The 17,969-nt window shown below is 62.9% G+C and carries 20 protein-coding genes; 9 read left to right on the top strand and 11 right to left on the bottom strand.

Going from position 1 to position 17,969, the window contains the following annotated elements:
• Positions 1-59 precede the first annotated feature (59 nt).
• Together ACIQTZ_RS20490 and ACIQTZ_RS20485 are read right to left on the bottom strand one after the other, a co-directional pair.
• A complete protein-coding gene (locus ACIQTZ_RS20490) occupies positions 60-1,454 on the bottom strand; it encodes an NAD(P)-binding domain-containing protein (RefSeq protein ID WP_402983439.1) in 1,395 nt (464 codons plus the stop codon).
• A gap of 39 nt (positions 1,455-1,493) precedes the next feature.
• A complete protein-coding gene (locus ACIQTZ_RS20485; RefSeq protein ID WP_400332813.1) occupies positions 1,494-1,871 on the bottom strand; it encodes a cupin domain-containing protein in 378 nt (125 codons plus the stop codon).
• A 355-nt stretch (positions 1,872-2,226) separates the two neighbouring features.
• On the opposite strand from ACIQTZ_RS20485, the gene ACIQTZ_RS20480 reads away from it, so the two are divergent.
• Both ACIQTZ_RS20480 and ACIQTZ_RS20475 read left to right on the top strand, forming a co-directional pair.
• Positions 2,227-2,640 (top strand): cupin domain-containing protein, encoded by a 414-nt coding sequence (locus ACIQTZ_RS20480; protein ID WP_400332815.1) that lies wholly within the window; start codon positions 2,227-2,229, stop codon positions 2,638-2,640.
• Between the two features lie 197 nt (positions 2,641-2,837).
• The gene (locus ACIQTZ_RS20475) at positions 2,838-4,349 is read left to right on the top strand and encodes an APC family permease (RefSeq protein WP_402983436.1); all 1,512 of its coding nucleotides are present in this window, start codon (positions 2,838-2,840) and stop codon (positions 4,347-4,349) included.
• Between the two features lie 6 nt (positions 4,350-4,355).
• On the opposite strand, the gene ACIQTZ_RS20470 is transcribed toward ACIQTZ_RS20475, so the two are convergent.
• The 8 genes from ACIQTZ_RS20470 to ACIQTZ_RS20435 form a co-directional block, all read right to left on the bottom strand.
• Entirely contained in the window at positions 4,356-4,943 is a 588-nt protein-coding gene (locus ACIQTZ_RS20470; protein ID WP_402947598.1) for a TetR/AcrR family transcriptional regulator, read from the bottom strand.
• 144 nt (positions 4,944-5,087) lie between these two features.
• Positions 5,088-5,483 carry a cupin domain-containing protein gene (locus ACIQTZ_RS20465; protein WP_400332824.1) on the bottom strand — a complete coding sequence of 132 codons (396 nt, stop codon included), beginning with the start codon at positions 5,481-5,483 and terminating at the stop codon, positions 5,088-5,090.
• A 26-nt stretch (positions 5,484-5,509) separates the two neighbouring features.
• Positions 5,510-6,526, bottom strand: a complete 1,017-nt coding sequence (locus ACIQTZ_RS20460; protein ID WP_402983433.1) for a zinc-dependent alcohol dehydrogenase family protein — start codon at positions 6,524-6,526, stop codon at positions 5,510-5,512.
• 141 nt (positions 6,527-6,667) lie between these two features.
• On the bottom strand, positions 6,668-8,152 hold the full coding sequence (locus ACIQTZ_RS20455) for an NAD-dependent succinate-semialdehyde dehydrogenase (RefSeq protein WP_402983430.1): 1,485 nt from the start codon (positions 8,150-8,152) through the stop codon (positions 6,668-6,670).
• A 27-nt stretch (positions 8,153-8,179) separates the two neighbouring features.
• Positions 8,180-8,638, bottom strand: a complete 459-nt coding sequence (locus tag ACIQTZ_RS20450) for an NUDIX domain-containing protein (protein WP_402983427.1) — start codon at positions 8,636-8,638, stop codon at positions 8,180-8,182.
• Positions 8,638-9,174 carry a cysteine hydrolase family protein gene (locus ACIQTZ_RS20445; RefSeq protein ID WP_402983424.1) on the bottom strand — a complete coding sequence of 179 codons (537 nt, stop codon included), beginning with the start codon at positions 9,172-9,174 and terminating at the stop codon, positions 8,638-8,640. Before ACIQTZ_RS20445 ends, ACIQTZ_RS20450 begins: the two co-directional genes overlap by 1 nt.
• Positions 9,171-10,601 carry a purine-cytosine permease family protein gene (locus tag ACIQTZ_RS20440; RefSeq protein ID WP_400332842.1) on the bottom strand — a complete coding sequence of 477 codons (1,431 nt, stop codon included), beginning with the start codon at positions 10,599-10,601 and terminating at the stop codon, positions 9,171-9,173. Before ACIQTZ_RS20440 ends, ACIQTZ_RS20445 begins: the two co-directional genes overlap by 4 nt.
• A 105-nt stretch (positions 10,602-10,706) precedes the next feature.
• A complete protein-coding gene (locus ACIQTZ_RS20435) occupies positions 10,707-11,645 on the bottom strand; it encodes a flavin reductase (protein WP_402983421.1) in 939 nt (312 codons plus the stop codon).
• Between the two features lie 140 nt (positions 11,646-11,785).
• Between ACIQTZ_RS20435 and ACIQTZ_RS20430 the strand changes: the two genes are divergently transcribed.
• The 7 genes from ACIQTZ_RS20430 (at position 11,786) to ACIQTZ_RS20400 (ending at position 17,249) form a co-directional block, all read left to right on the top strand.
• On the top strand, positions 11,786-12,469 hold the full coding sequence (locus ACIQTZ_RS20430) for a GntR family transcriptional regulator (protein WP_400332847.1): 684 nt from the start codon (positions 11,786-11,788) through the stop codon (positions 12,467-12,469).
• A gap of 63 nt (positions 12,470-12,532) precedes the next feature.
• Complete coding sequence (locus ACIQTZ_RS20425; RefSeq protein ID WP_402947580.1) at positions 12,533-13,135, top strand: amino acid synthesis family protein; 603 nt, start codon at positions 12,533-12,535, stop codon at positions 13,133-13,135.
• Positions 13,132-13,686 carry an amino acid synthesis family protein gene (locus ACIQTZ_RS20420; RefSeq protein WP_274258137.1) on the top strand — a complete coding sequence of 185 codons (555 nt, stop codon included), beginning with the start codon at positions 13,132-13,134 and terminating at the stop codon, positions 13,684-13,686. The genes ACIQTZ_RS20425 and ACIQTZ_RS20420 overlap by 4 nt, the downstream gene beginning before the upstream one ends.
• 12 nt (positions 13,687-13,698) lie before the next feature.
• On the top strand, positions 13,699-14,436 hold the full coding sequence (locus ACIQTZ_RS20415) for an alpha/beta fold hydrolase (RefSeq protein ID WP_402983418.1): 738 nt from the start codon (positions 13,699-13,701) through the stop codon (positions 14,434-14,436).
• Positions 14,426-15,913 carry an aldehyde dehydrogenase gene (locus ACIQTZ_RS20410; RefSeq protein ID WP_402983415.1) on the top strand — a complete coding sequence of 496 codons (1,488 nt, stop codon included), beginning with the start codon at positions 14,426-14,428 and terminating at the stop codon, positions 15,911-15,913. Before ACIQTZ_RS20415 ends, ACIQTZ_RS20410 begins: the two co-directional genes overlap by 11 nt.
• 11 nt (positions 15,914-15,924) lie before the next feature.
• Positions 15,925-16,128, top strand: coding sequence for a 4-oxalocrotonate tautomerase family protein (locus tag ACIQTZ_RS20405; protein ID WP_402983412.1), 204 nt, complete (start codon positions 15,925-15,927; stop codon positions 16,126-16,128).
• A 53-nt stretch (positions 16,129-16,181) separates the two neighbouring features.
• Positions 16,182-17,249, top strand: coding sequence for an LLM class flavin-dependent oxidoreductase (locus tag ACIQTZ_RS20400; protein WP_402947567.1), 1,068 nt, complete (start codon positions 16,182-16,184; stop codon positions 17,247-17,249).
• Between the two features lie 56 nt (positions 17,250-17,305).
• Here the strand turns inward: ACIQTZ_RS20400 and ACIQTZ_RS20395 are convergent, their stop codons facing one another.
• The gene (locus ACIQTZ_RS20395; protein WP_402983409.1) at positions 17,306-17,821 is read right to left on the bottom strand and encodes a flavin reductase family protein; all 516 of its coding nucleotides are present in this window, start codon (positions 17,819-17,821) and stop codon (positions 17,306-17,308) included.
• Positions 17,822-17,969 lie beyond the last annotated feature (148 nt).

The following is a 17,969-nucleotide window of genomic DNA, read 5'->3' as shown; positions in this document are numbered from 1 at the left end:
TTGTTCCATGGTTGGCCCTTCGCCGGTATCTCCAGCCGGCGAAGGGCCAACCGCGTGCGTCAGGCGCGTTCGTCAGCCAGGACTTTGGGCGACCCGCTGGCCAGCTCCTGGGAGGGACCGTTGAGGTACCGGTCCAGGGAGTCATCCATGGCGTTGATCCACCGGGTGTGGTGCTTGGTTGCCATGGTGCCGGTCACCACTGAGCGGTGCACCGCGTCGCGGTAGCCCAGGATGTCGGTGTGCTTGTTGTGCATCCAGTCCTTGAACAGCTGGGAGACGGCGTCGAGGTCGAAGGACGGGTAGTCCGTGGCATCGATGAGCTCGCGCAGGTAATCGGACTGGAAATCGGCTTCGGCATCGTGGTCCTGGAGGGCCGCCTGGCGCTCCAGCCAAAGCGCGATGTCCGCCTCGCGGTCGGCCAGGGACGGGAGGTTTACGACGCCGGTCATGACGTCGCGGGCAAACCAGGCCTGGGCGTCGAACATGTTGAAGGTGTAGTACTGGTCCTGTGCGCCCAGATAGAACAGATTGGTGTTCTGCTGCCACACCACGCCCTTGTAGAGGTTCCCCGGGTAGAGCACGTTCGGAGATTTCAGCGAGAGTTCGCCGGGCAGGAACGGGTACTTGTGCTGGTAGCCGGTGCAAAGCACCACGGCATCAAAGTCGTCATGGGTGCCATCGCTGAAGTAGGCCGTCCGGCCCTCGAAGTGCGTGACGAGCGGGCGCTCCACCGTGTTCCATGGCCAGTGGTAGCCCATGGGGTTGCTCCGGTAGCTCATGGTGATGGAGGCGGCGCCCATTTTGTGGGCCTGCATGCCGATGTCCTCGGCGGAATAGCTGCTGCCGATCATCAGCAGCCTCTTCCCCACGAAACGCTCGGCTCCACGGAAGTCGTGGGCGTGCAGGACCTCGCCGGGGAATGACTTGATGCCCTTGAATTCGGGTACGGCAGGAACGTGGAAGTGCCCGGTGGCCACCACCAGCTTGTCGAACACGTGGGTCTCCGTGAGATTGGTCCGCAGGTCCTCCACGGTCACCGTGAATTCCTGGGTCTCGTCGTTGTAGGTGGTGTGGCGCGCCACGGTGTTGAACTTGACGTACTTGCGCACATCCGACTTTTCCACCCGGCCCTTGATGTAGTCGAAGAGCACCTCGCGGGGCGGGAAGGAGGAAATGGGCCGTCCAAAATGCTCATCGAACGAGTAGTCCGAGAACTCCAGGCACTCTTTGGGGCCGTTCGACCAGAGGTGCCGGTACATGCTGGAGTGGACCGGTTCACCGCTGGCGTCCAAGCCGATGCGCCAGCTGTTGTTCCACTGGCCACCCCAGTCGTCCTGCTTCTCGAAGCACTTGATGTCCGGGATGTCGATGCCTTTTTGGCGCGCTGATTCGAACGCGCGCAGTTGGGCCAGACCGCTGGGTCCTGCGCCAATGATTCCGACTCGAAGTGTCATGCTGCTTACCTCTTTCAGATGGTGTGAAGGTGCCGGAACCTAGGCAGCGAAGTCGCGGTCGCCGGCGAAGAACCCGAGGGCGTAGTCGGGGGTTTCGAACTTGACGGTTGTCCCCTTGGGGAAGAACAGGACATCCCGCTCCTTGGCGTGGGTGACTTCGCCTGTTGCCTGGTCGGTGAGGATGAATTCGCCGGCCACTACAACCTTCATCTCGTCGTAGGTGTAGGTGTAGACGAGCGGTTTGGACGCCTTCAGTTCAAAGAATCCGGCACACATGACCGAGCCGGCCGGGTTGGAGAGCGAGTCGCCGATGGCTGCGTCGCAACCCTCCTCGTTCATCGATGGAAGGTTGAGGAAACCGCCCTCAACCTTGTGGATGGATCCAGCCTTGCTCAGGGTTCCGTTAAGCGTTTCCATGATTTTCTCCTTAGGGATCTGGTGGGATTTTCGGCAGAGCTGCGCCAAGGGACTGGTTGGTAATTTTCATCGCCCATTGGCCGCCGGACGAGTCGGCTCGAAGGCCTTGGATCTGTGATACGAGTCACTTCCCTTGCCTGAATTACGTTGACATGAACGCCTGTACAAGTCAACCGTTCATGAAAAGTTAATCGGATCTCCTGCCTAAGGAATTCTTCTTCTTGAACCGTTGACTTGAACATCTGTTCCTGTCACAGTTGACCTCGCTGTGACCCGCATCATATTGGCGCGATGTGCCACGAACTCCCTTTGAGTCCGCGGGGCAGTCGGCCACGCCTACGAAAGGGTGAGAACTATGACCACAACCCCCGCGCTGCAGTCCTGGACCCCAATGACGGGGGAGGTACTGGACCTCTGGCCAGCTGAACCCATGACGCCCATGAAAGCGGAATGGCCACGGTTGCGGTGCCGATTCATCAACTCCAAGCCTGTTGGCCGCTGGGCGGACTTCATTCTGTCCGAGTGGGAGTTGGAAGCGTGTGGCTGGGAGGATTTCCACCCCCACACCGAGACCAACGTGCTTCTTGCGGGTGAACTTTACGTTGAGAGTGAAGGCAAAACCGTCATCCTGAAACCAGGCGACGTTGCCCGGGTCAACCCCGGCCAACTCGGCCGCTACTGGGCGCCGGTTTACGCCCATATGGTCACCATCTACGGCCCCAACCCTGAAGGCCTGGAGTCGGATTCATTCCGTTACTTCGAAATCTAAACCGCTCCGTATCCGGAGTACGCGGCGAACAGCTGCGTCCACATCAAACGCCATTTCCCGCATCCATGGACGCGATGCTGCGCAAGTAACTGCATTCTGATCATCAATTGGAACAACTCCATTCGGCATGCAGTGACATTGTCCTGCCTGTAAACATCCCGGTTTGCAGATTCCATTGCCATTCAAAGGAGAAATCAATGAGTCAAGACAGTTTGAACGGAGCGGACCACCTTAAACGGTCAATCGATTGGAAACAGGGGCTGGCCATTTCGCTGGGCGTGCCGCTGCTGATCCTTCCTTCCCTGGGCTACCTGCCCATGTACGTTTCTGCAGCGGCAATTCTTATCTGGGGATTGTCGGTGGTTCAAGGCTTCTTCCAGAACACGGCCTATGCGGAACTGGCCACCACTTTTCCCAAGGCGTCCGGTCTTCCTGGATTTGCCCAGCACGTCTTCCGTACCGAAAACCACAAGGGCCGGTTCAACAAAGGACAGCTAATCGGCGGATTCAGTGCGTGGAGCTACTGGTTCGCCTGGAATCCGGTGCTGGCCATCTTCGCCATGCTGGTAGGGGGTTACCTGCATGGGTTGTTTCCGGCCCTGGCTGAAGCCTTCACCGAGTACCAGCTCTCCCTGATCGCAGGCCTGGCCATCTTTGTGGTCCTGTCCATCGTCAACTGGTTCGGCCTGAAGGACGGCGCCATTCTGGGGTACATCCTTGCCGCCGTCTCTTTGATCCCCCTGGTCGTCCTGACTGTTGCCCCGTTTGCGACCGGGCATGTGGACTTCGCGCACATCAGCGGAAGCTGGGTGCCCGCCGATTGGTCATGGGACATGCACCACGTCCTCATTCTTTTCGGTATCTTTGCCATCGCCCAATGGAGTGCCTGCGGCTGGGAAACGGCAGCCATCTACGGTCCGGAGTACAAGAAGCCAGGAAAAGACGTACCCAAGGCACTGTTCTCCTGCGGCATCATCTGCTTCTTCTCCTACGTGCTTGTCCAGGCAGCCGTCATCGGTGTCCTTGGTGTTGACGGTGTGATGGCAGAACCGATTTCGCCCTTGATTCCCGTGGCACAAGCCGTCTTTGGCGGTGTTGGATCGGTGGTCACCATCATCATGCTGATAGCCGCCATGGTCCTGATCATCCAGACGGCCTACCTTGGTTCATCACGGGCCATGCACTCGATGTCGGTGGAAGGAAACCTTCCCAAGGTGTTCGGAAGGACCAACCGCCACGGAACTCCCTGGGTTGCCATGTTCTTCACGGCTGCCTTCAACGTGGCCCTGATCTCCCTGGGATCCATTCCGGCAATCCTCGCGGCCGCAGCCATCGGTTACACGTGTGCCAACGGGATCAGCCTGTTCGCCTACGTCAAGGCCAAGAAGCACCCGTCCTTCAGCAGCTTGGATCGGCCCTTCCGCGCACCCCGCGGGTGGACGAAGGTGGCGTTGTTCTTTGGACTGTTCAATCTGCCCCTCTGCGTGGTGGGCGTCGTCTACCTGAACAGCCTGGAGATCGGTTGGGCCCCTACGTGGCTCGGGTTCATTGCGCTGGCTCTTTACGTTCCCATTTGGTTCTTCACGCAATACGAGCAAGCGCGCCACAAGAGGGCGGCTGCTGCCAAAGGATCCGAGTCAGGCGCTGTACCCGACGCGGACAACGAACCCCAACGGGATGGCGATTCCACGCTGGTCTCCCGGTCCTAGTGCCGCTTAGAGCCCTGCCTTGATCAATAGCGCGTCGATCATCATGAAGTAGTTGGCACGGTGATCGACTGCCTCGGGATCGGTGATGTATTGAATGGAGGCCCCATCAAAAATCATCAGGAACGCGCGTACCAAGGTATCGATGTCCATCCGGCACACCTCGGAATCATAACTGGCGGCTTCAGAGAGCAATTTTCCCAGTTCGACGACGTACGCCGGGTAAATCTTCGCCGCAACCTGGCTCGATCCGATGTTGCGGGTTGCCCAGAGGATGAGCTCGAATTCTGCGAGCAAACTCGCGGGTTCTTCTTCCAGGGACCGCCAGTATCCTTCCGCTACCTGTTCCAGTGTCTTGCGCAGCCCCAAATGCAGTGGCAGGTCACGGGAAAAACGGCCCAGGTTTTTCAGCCAAGCGCCAGCGGCGGCCTCCATGAGAACGTCTTTGTTGTCAAAGCAATAATGTGCCGTAGCCAACGGGGCATTGGCTTCCTTGGCTATGGCACGCATGGTTACCGATTGAACTCCCTCACGCTTCATCAATTCCACGGTGGCGGCTATGAGTTGTTCTTTTCGTTCCTCTGAGGGGATTCGCACGGTTTCCTCCCTGCACACGGTGCGTCATTTCCTACAAGAGTATTCCGGAAACCACCCGTGGGCATCGACGGGGGACATGAGCAGCAGAAAGCACAGGAGTGCCCGGGGAACCGCTACAGGTTCTCCGGGCACTGCCGCGTTCAACTACAGTCCGTACTCCTCATCGCTCACGTGCTCCAGCCAGGTCACCACTTGCCCGTTTCCGTCGGCTTCCTGAAGGGCGATGTGGGCCATGAACCTGTCCTGCGTGGCTCCGTGCCAGTGTTCCTCGCCAGGTTCGATGTAGACCACATCGCCGGGACGGATCTCCTGGATTTCTCCTCCTCGGCGAGCAACCCAGCCGATGCCGTCCGTCACGTACAGCGTCTGGCCCTTGGGGTGGTGGTGCCAGGCGGTGCGGGCACCGGGCGCGAACCGGACGTGGGCGCAGCCGATGGCCGTTTGGTCATCGGGGGTACGGATCGTGTCAATCTGCACCGTGCCCGTGAACCACTCCGCAGGTCCGGCTCCGGTTTGGCCGCCGCTTTGTGTGTATTTCATTGAATTCCTCCTCGCAGGAACGTAAATTACGGCCGCAGCAACACCTTGATGGCCCGGCGCTCGTCCATGGCCTTGTAGGCCTCGGGGGCCTCCTCCAGGGGAAGCTCCAGGTCGAAGACCTTGCCGGGGTTGATCTCGCCCTTGAAGATCAAGTCGATCAGTTCGGGCAGGTAGTCGCGCACGGGTGCCGGTCCGCCGTGGAGGTGGACGTGGGAAGAAAACAATTCCCGGCCGGGGAGTTCCACGTCGTGGGAAACCCCTACATAACCGACGTGTCCGCCCCGGCGCGTGGACCGGATGGCCTGCATCATGGATTCCTGCGTGCCAACAGCTTCGATCACCGAATGTGCACCCAGGCCGTCCGTGAGTTCCTTGATCTTCCCGACGCCCTCGTCGCCGCGTTCTTCAACAATGTCCGTGGCGCCGAATTCGCGGGCCAGTGCCTGGCGTGCGGCGTGGCGGGACATGGCGATGATGCGTTCGGCGCCCATGTGCTTGGCGGCCAGGACGGCAAGAAGCCCGACGGCGCCGTCCCCCACCACCGCGACGGTCTTGCCGGGGCCCGCTTCGGCGGCTTTGGCGCCGAACCATCCGGTCCCCAGGACGTCGGACGCGGCCAGCAGCGAGGCGACCTTGCCGGCGTCGGGCATTTCCGGGGTGGCAACCAGGGTGCCGTCCGCGAGGGGCACACGCAGATACTCGGCCTGGGCGCTGCCCACGCCTTCGCGATGGATACAGCCCGACTGGTAACCGGACAAGCAGATCTCGCAGGTGTTGTCCGAGGCGTAGAACGAGCCCACGACGAACTGCCCCACCTCCACGTTGACCACGGAATCGCCAACCTCCTCCACGATCCCCACGTACTCGTGGCCCATCGGCCGGGGTTCCTCGATGGAGTCGGCGCCACGGTATGGCCACAGGTCCGAACCGCACACGCAAGCAGCCGCTAGTTTGATGACCGCATCAGTGGGCTCCTGGATGGTGGGCTTTTCCCGTTCCTCCACCCGGACATCGCCGGGTGCATGGATGATTGTTGCGCGCATCAGCACGTCTCCGTTCCCTAGGTTCCTCTACTAAACCCCGTGCAGGGAAAGTTAGCGAGGGTACGGCGGGTACGGGTTATGGCAGTACCACCCACCGGGCAGTCGGCTGCACCAGGCAGATCAATTAACCCACGTGTGCCATCAACGGCCGTAGGGGTCTGCGAGGCCGATGTATTGGGTGGTGGTGTATTCGTTGATGCCTTCGGTTCCGCCTTCGCGGCCGAGGCCGGAGTGTTTGACGCCGCCGAAGGGGGCTGCGGCGTTGGAGATGACTCCGGCGTTGAAGCCGACCATGCCGAATTCGATCTGTTCGGCGACGCGCAGGAGCCGGTTGATGTCGCGGCTGTAGAGGTAGGACGCGAGCCCGTATTCGGAGGCGTTTGCGAGCCTGATGGCGTGGGCCTCGTCCGTGAAGGTGGTGACGGGGGCGACGGGTCCGAAGATTTCCTGGGACAGTATTTCGGCGTCGTTGGGGACGTTGGCCAGGACGGTGGGTGGGTAGAAGTAGCCCGGGCCGGTCACGGGCTGCCCGCCGGTGAGGGCGGTAGCTCCGGCGTCGACGGCGGCACGCACTAAGGCGTGGACGTCGTCGCGGGCGCCGGCGTCGATAAGGGGCCCTACCTGGGTTGCGGGTTCGGTGCCGCGGCCGGTGGTCAGGGCGCCCATCGCGGCGGCGAACTTGGCGGTGAACTCCTGGGCGACGGATTCGTGGACGAGGAAGCGGTTCGCGGCGGTGCAGGCTTCGCCCATGTTCCGCATTTTCGCGGCCATGGCCCCTTCGACGGCGGCGTCGAGGTCCGCGTCGTCGAACACGATGAAGGGGGCGTTCCCGCCGAGTTCCATGGAGGTGCGGAGCACGTTGTGGGCGGCGTCTACCATGAGGCGTTTGCCCACGGGGGTGGAGCCGGTGAAGGAGACTTTCCGCAGGCGCGGGTCGGCGAGCAAAGGCCCGGAAATGCCGGACGCTGAGGCGGAGGAGACGACGTTGAGGACTCCGGGTGGGAGGCCGGCGTCGAGCATGGTTTGGGCGAAGTACTGTGCCGTGAGGGGTGTGAGTTTGGCGGGTTTGAGGACCATGGTGCAGCCGGCTGCGACGGCGGGGGCTACTTTGCGGGTGGCCATGGCGAGGGGGAAGTTCCACGGGGTGATCAGCAGGCAGGGGCCGACGGGTTTGGGCTGGACGAGGATCTTGTTCTTGCCCTCGGGGGTGGTGAGGTAGCGACCGTAGTCGCGGACGGTTTCTTCGGAGAACCAGCGCAGGAACTCGGCGCCGTAGGTGACTTCGCCGCGGGCTTCGGCCAGGGGTTTGCCCATTTCCAGGGTCATGAGCAGCGCGAAGTCCTCCGCCCGCTCAACCACCAGGTCAAAAGCCTTGCGGAGGATCTCGGCCCGCACCCGTGGTGCGGTCCTGGCCCAGGAGGCCTGCGCGGCGTCAGCCGCGTCGAGGGCCGCAATCGCGTCCTGACTCGTGGCTGAAGCGAGCGTGGCGAGTACCTCCCCGGTGGCGGGATCGTGCACCTCGAACGTCCCGCCGTCGGACGCGTCCCGCCACTGCCCGCCGATCAACAGGCCGGTCGGGACGGCGGCAAGCAGGGACATTTCACGGTCAATCGTCAAAGTGGTCATGTGATTCCTAGGAGATAGGCGGCCGGTTCACTTGCCCGCGGCCTGGATGACGGTGTCCAGCCAGGGAACGCGGTTGCAGAAACGGCTGATCTTGGATGGAAGGGTCCATCGGTACGCATCGTGTTCGTCGTTGAGGGTGAGTCGTCGCTGCGTGCTGACGGCCGTAAACGTGTGGACCAGCCACGGGTTGCCCTCCGCATCCGGGATGAGGAGTTGCTCTCCGCGGTGGAAGGCGGTGAGATCCGCGCGGGTAAGCCCCGCGTCTTCGCGGAGTTCCGTGAGGGCCTGCTGCTCGGGGGACATGCCCGCTTCGAGGTAACCGGTGATGCAGTGCCACAGGCCCCGCTCGTGTCCCACGCCCTGGCTGCGTTTGAAGAGGGCCAGCCGTCCGCGCCAGTGCACGACGGCGGCAACAACTTCGCGGGGCGGCCCGGCGGACGCTTCGGTCGTTTCCGGGGCCGCCCCCTGGAGGGTTGGGGCATCCATCAGGCGTTCCGGTGGAGGAATTGCTCGCTGGTCAGGACTTCGCAGAGGGGTGAGAGCAGTTTCAGGAGCGCGAGGGTCTGTTCCTGGGCTGCGTCGCTGACGGCAGCGCAGGCGTCCGATACAACGGTGACAAACCTGCCTGCGTCCACTGCGCCAAGGGCGGTGGAGAGGACGCAACAGTCCGTGGCGACTCCGGTGAGCACCATTTCCGAACCCGCGGGCACCAAGGCCGCGAGCTCCGGACCCCATTTGGAGAAGGTGGGTGCGTCCATCACCGTTGCCGTCCCTGGGACATCCATGGTGATGTCCCAGGCCGCGGCCTCCGGCGGAAACCGCATCTGGTCCCAGCGCTGGTAGTAGGCGGACCAGGCTCCGTTTTCCTGCTGGTCCCGGACGAACCGGGTGAACACCGTGGTGGGGCCGATGTTCTCCTGCAGGCGGCTGATGACCGGCACAATCTCCTCATACCGGGGGACCTGCCATTGCCCTGCGTCGCGGAAAGCCCGTTGCATGTCCACCACTACCAAGCGCGTCACAGGGTTTGTGCCTCCGGACGGCGGTCCAGCATCTCCAGCCCGGACAGGCGCTTGCGGCGATGGGTGGCGAAGTAGACGCCAGCTGCGACAGCACCACCCACGTAGTAGGAGAGGTCACCGATGCCGGGGAAGGCTGCAGCGATGGGGCCTGTGTAGATGGATGACATCCAGAACGGCGAGGAGAGCACCACGCCGGCTGCCCAGGCCACGAAGCCCCACTCGAACTTACGGGTCTTGTCGAACAGTTCGCGCAGGCCCCTCTCTGTGCGGCGGCCGCCTCGGAGGTAGTCGCACACCAGGACGGCGACGTAAGGGGCGATGCAGTAGGCGGTGAGGTTGAGGAAGGCGGTGAAGCCCTCGTTGAAGCCGGTTTGGCCCCACTGTGCCACCAGGTAGGAGGCCACGCAGATGACGATCACGGCGATATGGCGCTTGACCGGTACCCCCATGGTCTGGATGGAGATGGCTCCGCCGTACACGTTGAGGAAGTTCTGCGTGAAGGAAGACAGTGCGACGACGCACAGGCCCACAGCGGCCCACGGACCCATGACTTCCTTCAAGGCGCCGATGCTGTCCGTCGCGGTGGTGGTAGAGCCGAGCAGGGTGCCCAGGATGCCCATCCATACAAGGGTGATGAAGTTGCCCAGCATGGTTGCCCAACCGGCACCACGGCGGTTGGCGGCGGTGTTGGGCAGGTAGCGGGAGTAATCGGAAGCGAAAGGCATCCAGGCGACGATGAAGGAGAAGAACCAGCCGAAGAAGATGATCCAGCCGCCCACGCCGTCAAAGCCGGGAGCCGACTCGTTGGCCACGTTGACCACCTTGCCGTTGGCGGCGGCGACGATGGTGATAAAGACAAAACCGATCACCAGGACGAAGGACAGGATGCGCTGGAGGAAGTGGATGAGGTTGTAGCCGATCACGGCAACGCCCAGCTGGATTCCCATGAGGATCAGGGACGAGACCCAAAAAGGAATGTCCGTGAGGAGGGCGATCGCTTGTCCGCCCAGGATGACGGTTACGGCTGCCCAGCCGATGCCGGCGAAGACGTTCACGTACGCCACGGGGAACAAGTTCCCCACGAAGCCCAGCGGACCACGGCCTTGCATCTGCTGTGGAATGCCCAGCCGGACACCCATGGCGGACAGGTAACCCATGCCAGCCGAGGAGATGACGCCTGCCAGGATGATGGCCAGGACAGCCGCCCAGAAGGGAAGGCCAAAGTACGTGGCACTGAAGCCGAGGACCACAATGGGGAAGTTCATGCCGGCGGCGAACCAGAGGAAGAACTGCGAACGCGGCTTGCCGTGGCGCTCGACGTCCGGAATATGTTCGATGCCATAGGGTTCGATCTTGGTGAGGCTGTCGCGGTAGCCGCGATCTTCGGCGACGCTGTCTTCGGCGGCGCGCATGGTTTCAGGGCTCATGATTGTGTCCTAATGTGGGAAGCGCACCTAGGTGCACTGCTTACGAGCAGACAGGCTGGCGTGGCTGTTTTCCTTTGTCCGAGGTTGGGCAGCCGCGCCGGCTCTTTAGAGTTCGGCCAGGGCGTCGCCGTCGAAGAATCGACCGGCTTTGTAGACCATGGGTGCCGAGCCGCCGGTTTCCGCATGGCGGACCCGGCAGATGAAGACCGTGTGGGTCTTGGCTTGGAAACGTTCCTGGATTTCTGCCTCAAGCGAGGCAGCGGAGCCGTCCAGGAGCGGGCTGCCGTTGGGTCCGTCGTGCCAGGGAAGTTCTGCGAACTTGTCCGCGGCTTTGGAGGCGAAAGTACGGACGGTTTCGCGCTGGTCCGTACCCAGGATGTTGATGCCGAGGTGGCTTGAGGAAAAGAGTGCCGAGTAGGTGCTGGACGTCTTCTGGACGCAGACGAGCACCAGCGGCGGTTCGAGGGAGACGGAGCAGTAGGAGTTCGCTGCCAGCCCCTTGGGAGTGTCGCCTTCCTTGGTGGTAACTACCGTGACGCCGGTGATGAACTGGCGGTTGAAGGACTTCATCAGGTCCGGGTCCAACTCGGGCAGGTCCACAACGTCCGGCACTACGGGTGCCGCAATGCCGCGGAGCGGGCGGATGCCCAGGCCCGCGAGCAATTCGCTGCCATCCCAGGTCACGGATTCACGGATGATCTTCCCGTTGTCCAGGGTCAGGATGTTCGAGCCCCGGGTCTGGACGGTCAGCCCAGTGGGCGGAACGCCCAGGTACTCGTGGGTGTGTGTGCCGGTGGAAGTCCAGAACACGGCCACAGTGCCGTCTCCTTCAACCACGTCGTCAACGGTAGTGCTCAGATCGGGGAAAGCCTCCCGGACCGCAGCGATTTCCGCCTTGAGGCCGGCAAGATCGACGGTTGCTCCTGTCGCCTTGCTGGTGCGTATGTAGCCGGCCGCCATGAGGGCGTCGAGAGCGTCGAGGTCTCCCTTGTCCCAAGCTGCCAACCATGCTGATGTGATGAGCGGTTCCAACGTCTGTTGCATACCAATGACAGTAAGCCAGCTCACAAGGAAAGGTCAATACTCTGCTGATATTCAGGCAAGTTCCTTGCAATTGCTGGGATTTCGGAAAAGTTGGAGCCCAACTGTTGACGCCCTGATGCATGCAACATACGCTGTGATGTATGCAAGACGAACTCGTAGTTATGAGCGAATCCGCTGAGCAGGACGGCCTCCTCGGCAAGATCCGGCGACTGGTCCTCGGGGGACAATTCCCTCCGGGCGCGGTCCTCCCGGAGGCCTTCCTGGCGCAGGAGTTCGACGTGAGCCGCACTCCTATCCGGGAAGCGCTCAAGCAGCTTCAGCATGAGGGCCTGGTGGAGATCCGGCCCAAGGTGGGCACCTTTGTCCGCGAACCTACGCGCAGGGAGATCATCGAGCTCTTCCAGCTCAAGGAATCGTTGGAAGGCCTCGCCGCGTCGCTCCTGGCCCGTCGGGGCGAAGTTCCGGAACTGGACGTCCTGCGCCGGAACCTCGAGGCCTCTGAAATGGCCGGCCTCACCCACGATCCTGACGCGTACGCCCGGCTGGTCCACGAGTTCCACTGGACCATCGTCCGGGGTTCGGACAACCGCAAACTTGTTGAGCACTACGAACGGCTCATGAACCAGTTGGCTTACCAGCGGCTGGTCCTGCAGACCGTGGAGCACCCGGGGCGCATCGAAGCCTCCACCCGGGAACACCGTGCGGTTCTGGAAATGATTGAACACAAAGACCCTTTCGGTGCCGAAGCCGCCATGCGGAACCACGTCCACGCTTCCTCGCGTGAAGCCCTCATGCCGGGTCCTGACGCCGATCACAAGCACTGACCCCATAAACCGAAAGGAAGCCATGCGCTTCTTCAGCCTGCCTGACCACCCCGGAACCAAGCCATGACCGGGCCCAGCATCCGCAAGATCGTCTATTACAGCGAAGAAATCCTGCTCGAAAACGACGCTGCCCCGGCAGTCCCTGCTGTCCGGGCCACGGTTGCCGCGGTCATCGCGAACCCGTGGCTTGAGGGAACAGCAACTGATGACCTCAGTCCGGAGGTCATCCAGGTAGCTCCCGTCCTGGCCCGCCAACTCACCGACATCCTCGCTGCCAACCTGGGCGGCGTGGACGCGATCGAAGCCTTCGGCAAAGCGGCCGTGGTGGGTACCGACGGTGAAATCGAACACGGAGCGGCCCTCATCCACACCCCGTTCTTCGGGAACCTGGTCCGCGAATACTTCGAAGGCGAATCGATCATCTGCTTCGCCGACGACAGGGCCGACGCAGGCGCCTCCCTCGTCGTGCCGTTGTGGCACAAGAACGCCGCCGCCACCCGCACCCATTACCAAACCGCAACCACACGCATCGGTGACGCTCCGCGCCCCGGCGAGATCGTCGTCGTCCTCGCCGCGTCCACTGGCCCGCGGCCGCACTCAAGGATCGGCGACCGCCTCACCGATCCGATCGTCAAAGCAGAAACACTAGGAGAACTTGTCTCATGAGCATCCGAAAAATTGTTACCTTCACCGAAGACGTCCTCCTCGAAGGGGGCCGGGAAGTCAGCCCGGCAGCCCGCGTCGCCGTTGTCGCGGCGATCGTGAAGAACCCGTGGGCCGGCCAAGGCTTCGTCGAAGACCTCACACCCGGTATCGATGAGAACGCCTCGGACATCGGCGCCCTGCTGGCACCGCGCGTCCTGGAAGCCCTTGGTGCTCCGGCAGAAGCCTACGGAAAGGCTGCGATCGTGGGCCTCAACGGCGAAATCGAGCACGGTTCGGGCCTGATCCACACGTTGGCTTTCGGGAACCACTTCCGCGACGCCGCCAACGCCACCACGCTCCTGCCGGCTGTCGAGAAGCGTGGTCCCGCAGGTGTGCTGTTCGACATCCCGCTCAAGCACATCACGGACGCCACCATCCGCTCGCACCACCAGACCATCGAGGTCCGGATCAACGATGCCCCGCATGCCGACGAGATCGTGATCGCCCTCGCAGCCGCAGCACAGGGACGTCCGCAGCAGCGCCTGGCAGCGTTCTCCACCGAATCGAAGTAGGTGCCTTCCGCCGTGAGCCGCCAGCGCATAGCCCTGATCCACGGAGTGGGACTGGACGGATCCATGTGGGCGCCACTGCGCGAATTCCTTGAGCCGGAGTATGAGGTCCAGGTCCTGGAACTCCTGGGCCATGGACGCCGGGCGAAGGCCCCTGACGGTGTGACGCTCGGGGAACTCTCGGCGGACATCGCAGGGCAACTCCAGCCGGGAACGCACCTGGTGGGTTTCTCGCTGGGAGCCCTGGTGGCCCAGCACCTGGCCAGGTTCAGGCCCGATCTCGTGTCCACGCTGGTATCCGTCGCCTCGGTCTGTGCCCGCACGTCCGAGGAACACGCTGCGGTCATGGTCCGCCTCGCGTCAGCTGCCTCGGACTTCCCGGCAACAGTGGAAGCCTCCATCCGGCGGTGGTTCCCGGAGGGGTCCGGTGTTCCGGACCAGGTCATCGAGGAAACGCGGGCGGTCCTGCAAAGGAACGATCCCGAGTCATTCCTGGCCTGCTACCGGGTCTTCGCCACTGCTGACGCGGAGATCGCCCCGGAATTGCCGCGCATCACCGTTCCGGCCCATGCCGTGACGGGCGAGCTGGATCCCGGTTCCACTCCGGACATGAGCGCCAGGCTCGCTGCGGCCATTCCCTGCAGCACGTACTCCGTCATCCAAGGAACGCGCCACATGATGCCCGTGGAACGCCCCCAGGAACTCGCCACCACCATCACAGCTTTCATCAAGGAGCATTCACATGTCCGGTGAACGTCGCTACGACCACTTCATCAACGGAGGATGGGTCCCGCCCACCAGCGGTGACTACTTCGACAGCACCAATCCGGCAACCCTCGAGGTGCTGTACCAGGCAGCGCGGGGCAACGAGGCCGACGTCGACCGTGCCGTTTCTGCCGCGAGTGCGGCTTTCGCGAATCCCGCCTGGCGGGACCTGAGCCAGACCAAGCGCGGCCACCTCCTGCGGAAGCTGGGCGACCTGATCGGCGAGAACGCCGAAGAACTCGCCCAGCTGGAAACCCTGGACAACGGCAAGCTCCTGCGCGAAATGCGCGGGCAGCTGGCCTCGCTCCCGGAGTACCTCTACTACTACGCAGGTCTCGCGGACAAGGTGCAGGGCAGCCAGATCCCCACGAACTCCGTGACCATGCTGAATTACACGCAGCGTGAGCCGCTGGGCGTGGTTGGCGCCATCACCCCGTGGAACTCCCCGCTGACCCTGACCACGTCCAAGCTGGCCCCCGCGTTGGCGGCCGGAAACACCCTGGTGATCAAGCCCAGCGAGTACACGTCCCGGACCATTCTCCGCGTGGCCGAACTCGCCAGCCAGGCCGGGTTCCCGGACGGCGTGGTCAACGTGGTCACGGGATTCGGCCAGGAAGCCGGTGCTGCCTTGGTGAGCCACCGCAAGCTCGCCAAGATCTCCTTCACCGGGTCCACTCAAACCGGGGCGCGCATAGCCTCCGAAACAGCGTCACGCTTCATCGGCTCCACTTTGGAACTGGGCGGCAAGAGCCCCAACATCGTGTTCGAGGACGCTAATGTGTCCAACGCCGCCATGGGCGTCATCGCGGGAATCTTCGCTGCTGCGGGACAGACCTGCATTGCGGGCAGCCGGGTGTTCGCGCACCGCAGCGTCTACGACGAACTGGTGGAACGCGTTGCAGAGCGTGCCTCCTCGATCATCATCGGAGACCCGCTCCTCGCCTCCACCGAACTTGGACCGCTCGCGTTCGGAGCCCAGCTGGACAAGGTGAGCTCCTACGTGGACATCGGGGTCCGTGAGGGCGCAACGGTACGCACCGGCGGGAAGCGGCCGGACATCGATCTTCCCGGCTACTTCTTTTCGCCCACCGTTCTCACCGACGTGGACAACACGATGCAAGTGGTCAGGGAGGAGATCTTCGGTCCTGTGGCAGCGATCATGCCCTTCGACACCGAGGACCAGGTAGTGGGTCTGGCCAATGACACCGAGTACGGACTCGCTGCCGGCATCTGGACCCAAAACCTGGCCCGTGCCCACCGCATGGCCCGCAGGCTTGAAGCAGGAACGGTCTGGGTGAACACCTACCGCGCCATGTCTCCCATGTCCCCTCGGCAGGGGTTCAAGAATTCCGGCGTGGGCATTGAGCACGGACTCGAGTCCATGCACGAGTACACGCGCCTCAAGAGCGTGTGGATCAACACCGATGAGGGTCCGGTATCCGATCCCTTCGTCCTGCGCAGCTAAAGGAGTCCCGCATGCCACTTATCGAAGTCTCCATCGCCAAAGGCCGTTCGCCCGAGCAACTCCGCTCGCTCATCACCGAACTGCACCGCGCCGCCGAAACGGCAGTGGGTGCGGTCCCGGAAAACACCACGGTCATTATCCGCGAAATCGAGCACGAACACTGGTCCCGCGGCAACCAAACCATCGCCGAGCGCAACGCGGCATCATCCCGGTAGCCGCAGCCACCCACAGCGGCGGTACGCCTCGCCGTGAACCAAAGGAGTTACCAATGCGTTTTTCCCTTTTTGTCCATATGGAACGCTGGGACGAGTCCGTCTCGCACCAGGAATGCTTCGAAAACCTGACCGAGCTTGCCCTCCTTGCCGAGGCCGGCGGGTTCAGCACAGTGTGGATCGGTGAACACCACTCCATGGAATACACCATCTCCCCGAGCCCCATGCCGCAGCTGGCCTACCTGGCGGCCAAGACCTCGCGCATCCGCCTCGGCGCCGGCACCATCATCGCGCCGTTCTGGAACCCCCTCCGTGTAGCCGGTGAGTGCGCCCTCCTGGACGTCATCAGCAACGGCCGCGCAGAAGTGGGCCTGGCCCGCGGCGCGTACCAGTTTGAGTTCGACCGCCTCATGGGCGGTATGTCAGCAGTCGACGGCGGCAAGCACCTCCGCGAGCTTGTCCCGGCCGTCCGGAAGCTGTGGGAAGGCGACTACGCCCACGACGGCGAAGTGTGGCAATTCCCCACCTCCACCAGTGTCCCCAAACCCCTCCAGAAGCCCACCCCGCCCATGTGGATTGCAGCGCGGGACATCTCCTCCCACGAGTTCGCGGTGGAAAACGGCTGCAACGTCATGGTGACGCCGCTGATGAAGGGCGACGAGGAAGTGGAGGACCTCGCCCGGAAGTTCGATTCCGCCGTGGAAAAGAACCCGGACGTTCCCCGCCCGGACCTCATGGTCCTCCGGCACACCCACGTCCACTCCGCCGACGAACCCGAAGGCTGGCGCCGCCCCGCCGAAGGCATCAATAAGTTCTACCGGACGTTCGACGCGTGGTTCGGCAACAAGACCACGCCCGTCAACGGATTCCTCGAGCCCAGCCCCGAGGAGAAATTCGCCGAGCGCCCCGAGTTCACGCCCGAAGCACTCCACAAGACGGCCATGATCGGCACGCCCGACGAGATCATCGAACGGCTCCGCCACTACGAATCCTTGGGCGTCACCGAGTTCAGCGTCTGGTCCGACAACAGCCTCACCCACGAAGAAAAGAAGCGCTCCCTTGAGCTCTTCATCGAGCACGTGGTGCCCGCCTTCCAGGAGCAGCCCGCCGCTGTTTCCAACTGAGGCACAAACAACGACGGCGGATGGTCGCCTTGGTGACCATCCGCCGTCGGGCGTTCCTAGCCGATGCGGGACGCGTCTGTGAGCCGGTGGAACGATCGGTCATGATAGACCAACGGCTCAGCGGTACTTGGTGCGCCGTGGATCTCCAGTACCTCCGCGGCCAACAGGATGGATGTACCCACCGGGACCCGGTGGGTGATACGGCAACGCAAGGCCCACGGTGCTGCCCGGAGCAACGGCTCACCCGTGGGCAGCGTGACCCAGTCCATGCCGGCGGTGAAGCGTTCAGTCCCTGGCCGGGAGAAGATGTTCACCAGTTCCAGCTGGGCGGCATCCATCATGTGGACCACCACCGTTTCGGCCTGGATGAGCTGTTCCGCCGATCTGCTGCCGGACAAAGAGAAGGAAAGTGCCGGAGGATCGGCGGACACCGAAGCAACCGAGGACGCGGTGAGCCCTACGGGTCCCCCTTCGCCCGCCGCGGTCACCACGGCCACTCCGGCGGGGTGGGTGCGGAACGCGCTGCGGAAAAGATGGTGGGTTGTGTCGGCCGGGGCGCTGGAGAGGGGCATAACCTGTGCTTTCGTTGCTGGCCCGGGAATCCGGAGCCTCTCCTACCCTAAAACCTCAACATTAGTTGAAGTCCAATCCGTGCGGGGCAGGGGCTGCCACGGCCGTACGTGGCTAACGACGGCGGGTGGTTGCGGACACGGCGCCGGC

Origin of the sequence: Paenarthrobacter sp. NPDC090520 (assembly GCF_044769205.1) — a bacterium.
Classification (GTDB): domain Bacteria; phylum Actinomycetota; class Actinomycetes; order Actinomycetales; family Micrococcaceae; genus Arthrobacter.
The sequence above is the reverse complement of the archived record's forward strand: the minus strand, read 5'-3'. Positions and strand labels throughout refer to the sequence as shown.

What these genes read in the sequence shown, in the direction of transcription:
- ACIQTZ_RS20490 (WP_402983439.1), bottom strand. Translation starts at nt 1,454, where the DNA reads ATGACACTTCGAGTCGGAATCATTGGCGCAGGACCCAGCGGTCTGGCC.
- ACIQTZ_RS20485 (WP_400332813.1), bottom strand. Translation starts at nt 1,871, where the DNA reads ATGGAAACGCTTAACGGAACCCTGAGCAAGGCTGGATCCATCCACAAG.
- ACIQTZ_RS20480 (WP_400332815.1), top strand. Translation starts at nt 2,227, where the DNA reads ATGACCACAACCCCCGCGCTGCAGTCCTGGACCCCAATGACGGGGGAG.
- ACIQTZ_RS20475 (WP_402983436.1), top strand. Translation starts at nt 2,838, where the DNA reads ATGAGTCAAGACAGTTTGAACGGAGCGGACCACCTTAAACGGTCAATC.
- ACIQTZ_RS20465 (WP_400332824.1), bottom strand. Translation starts at nt 5,483, where the DNA reads ATGAAATACACACAAAGCGGCGGCCAAACCGGAGCCGGACCTGCGGAG.
- ACIQTZ_RS20460 (WP_402983433.1), bottom strand. Translation starts at nt 6,526, where the DNA reads ATGCGCGCAACAATCATCCATGCACCCGGCGATGTCCGGGTGGAGGAA.
- ACIQTZ_RS20455 (WP_402983430.1), bottom strand. Translation starts at nt 8,152, where the DNA reads ATGACCACTTTGACGATTGACCGTGAAATGTCCCTGCTTGCCGCCGTC.
- ACIQTZ_RS20450 (WP_402983427.1), bottom strand. Translation starts at nt 8,638, where the DNA reads ATGGATGCCCCAACCCTCCAGGGGGCGGCCCCGGAAACGACCGAAGCG.
- ACIQTZ_RS20440 (WP_400332842.1), bottom strand. Translation starts at nt 10,601, where the DNA reads ATGAGCCCTGAAACCATGCGCGCCGCCGAAGACAGCGTCGCCGAAGAT.
- ACIQTZ_RS20435 (WP_402983421.1), bottom strand. Translation starts at nt 11,645, where the DNA reads ATGCAACAGACGTTGGAACCGCTCATCACATCAGCATGGTTGGCAGCT.
- ACIQTZ_RS20430 (WP_400332847.1), top strand. Translation starts at nt 11,786, where the DNA reads ATGCAAGACGAACTCGTAGTTATGAGCGAATCCGCTGAGCAGGACGGC.
- ACIQTZ_RS20425 (WP_402947580.1), top strand. Translation starts at nt 12,533, where the DNA reads ATGACCGGGCCCAGCATCCGCAAGATCGTCTATTACAGCGAAGAAATC.
- ACIQTZ_RS20420 (WP_274258137.1), top strand. Translation starts at nt 13,132, where the DNA reads ATGAGCATCCGAAAAATTGTTACCTTCACCGAAGACGTCCTCCTCGAA.
- ACIQTZ_RS20410 (WP_402983415.1), top strand. Translation starts at nt 14,426, where the DNA reads ATGTCCGGTGAACGTCGCTACGACCACTTCATCAACGGAGGATGGGTC.
- ACIQTZ_RS20405 (WP_402983412.1), top strand. Translation starts at nt 15,925, where the DNA reads ATGCCACTTATCGAAGTCTCCATCGCCAAAGGCCGTTCGCCCGAGCAA.
- ACIQTZ_RS20400 (WP_402947567.1), top strand. Translation starts at nt 16,182, where the DNA reads ATGCGTTTTTCCCTTTTTGTCCATATGGAACGCTGGGACGAGTCCGTC.
- ACIQTZ_RS20395 (WP_402983409.1), bottom strand. Translation starts at nt 17,821, where the DNA reads ATGCCCCTCTCCAGCGCCCCGGCCGACACAACCCACCATCTTTTCCGC.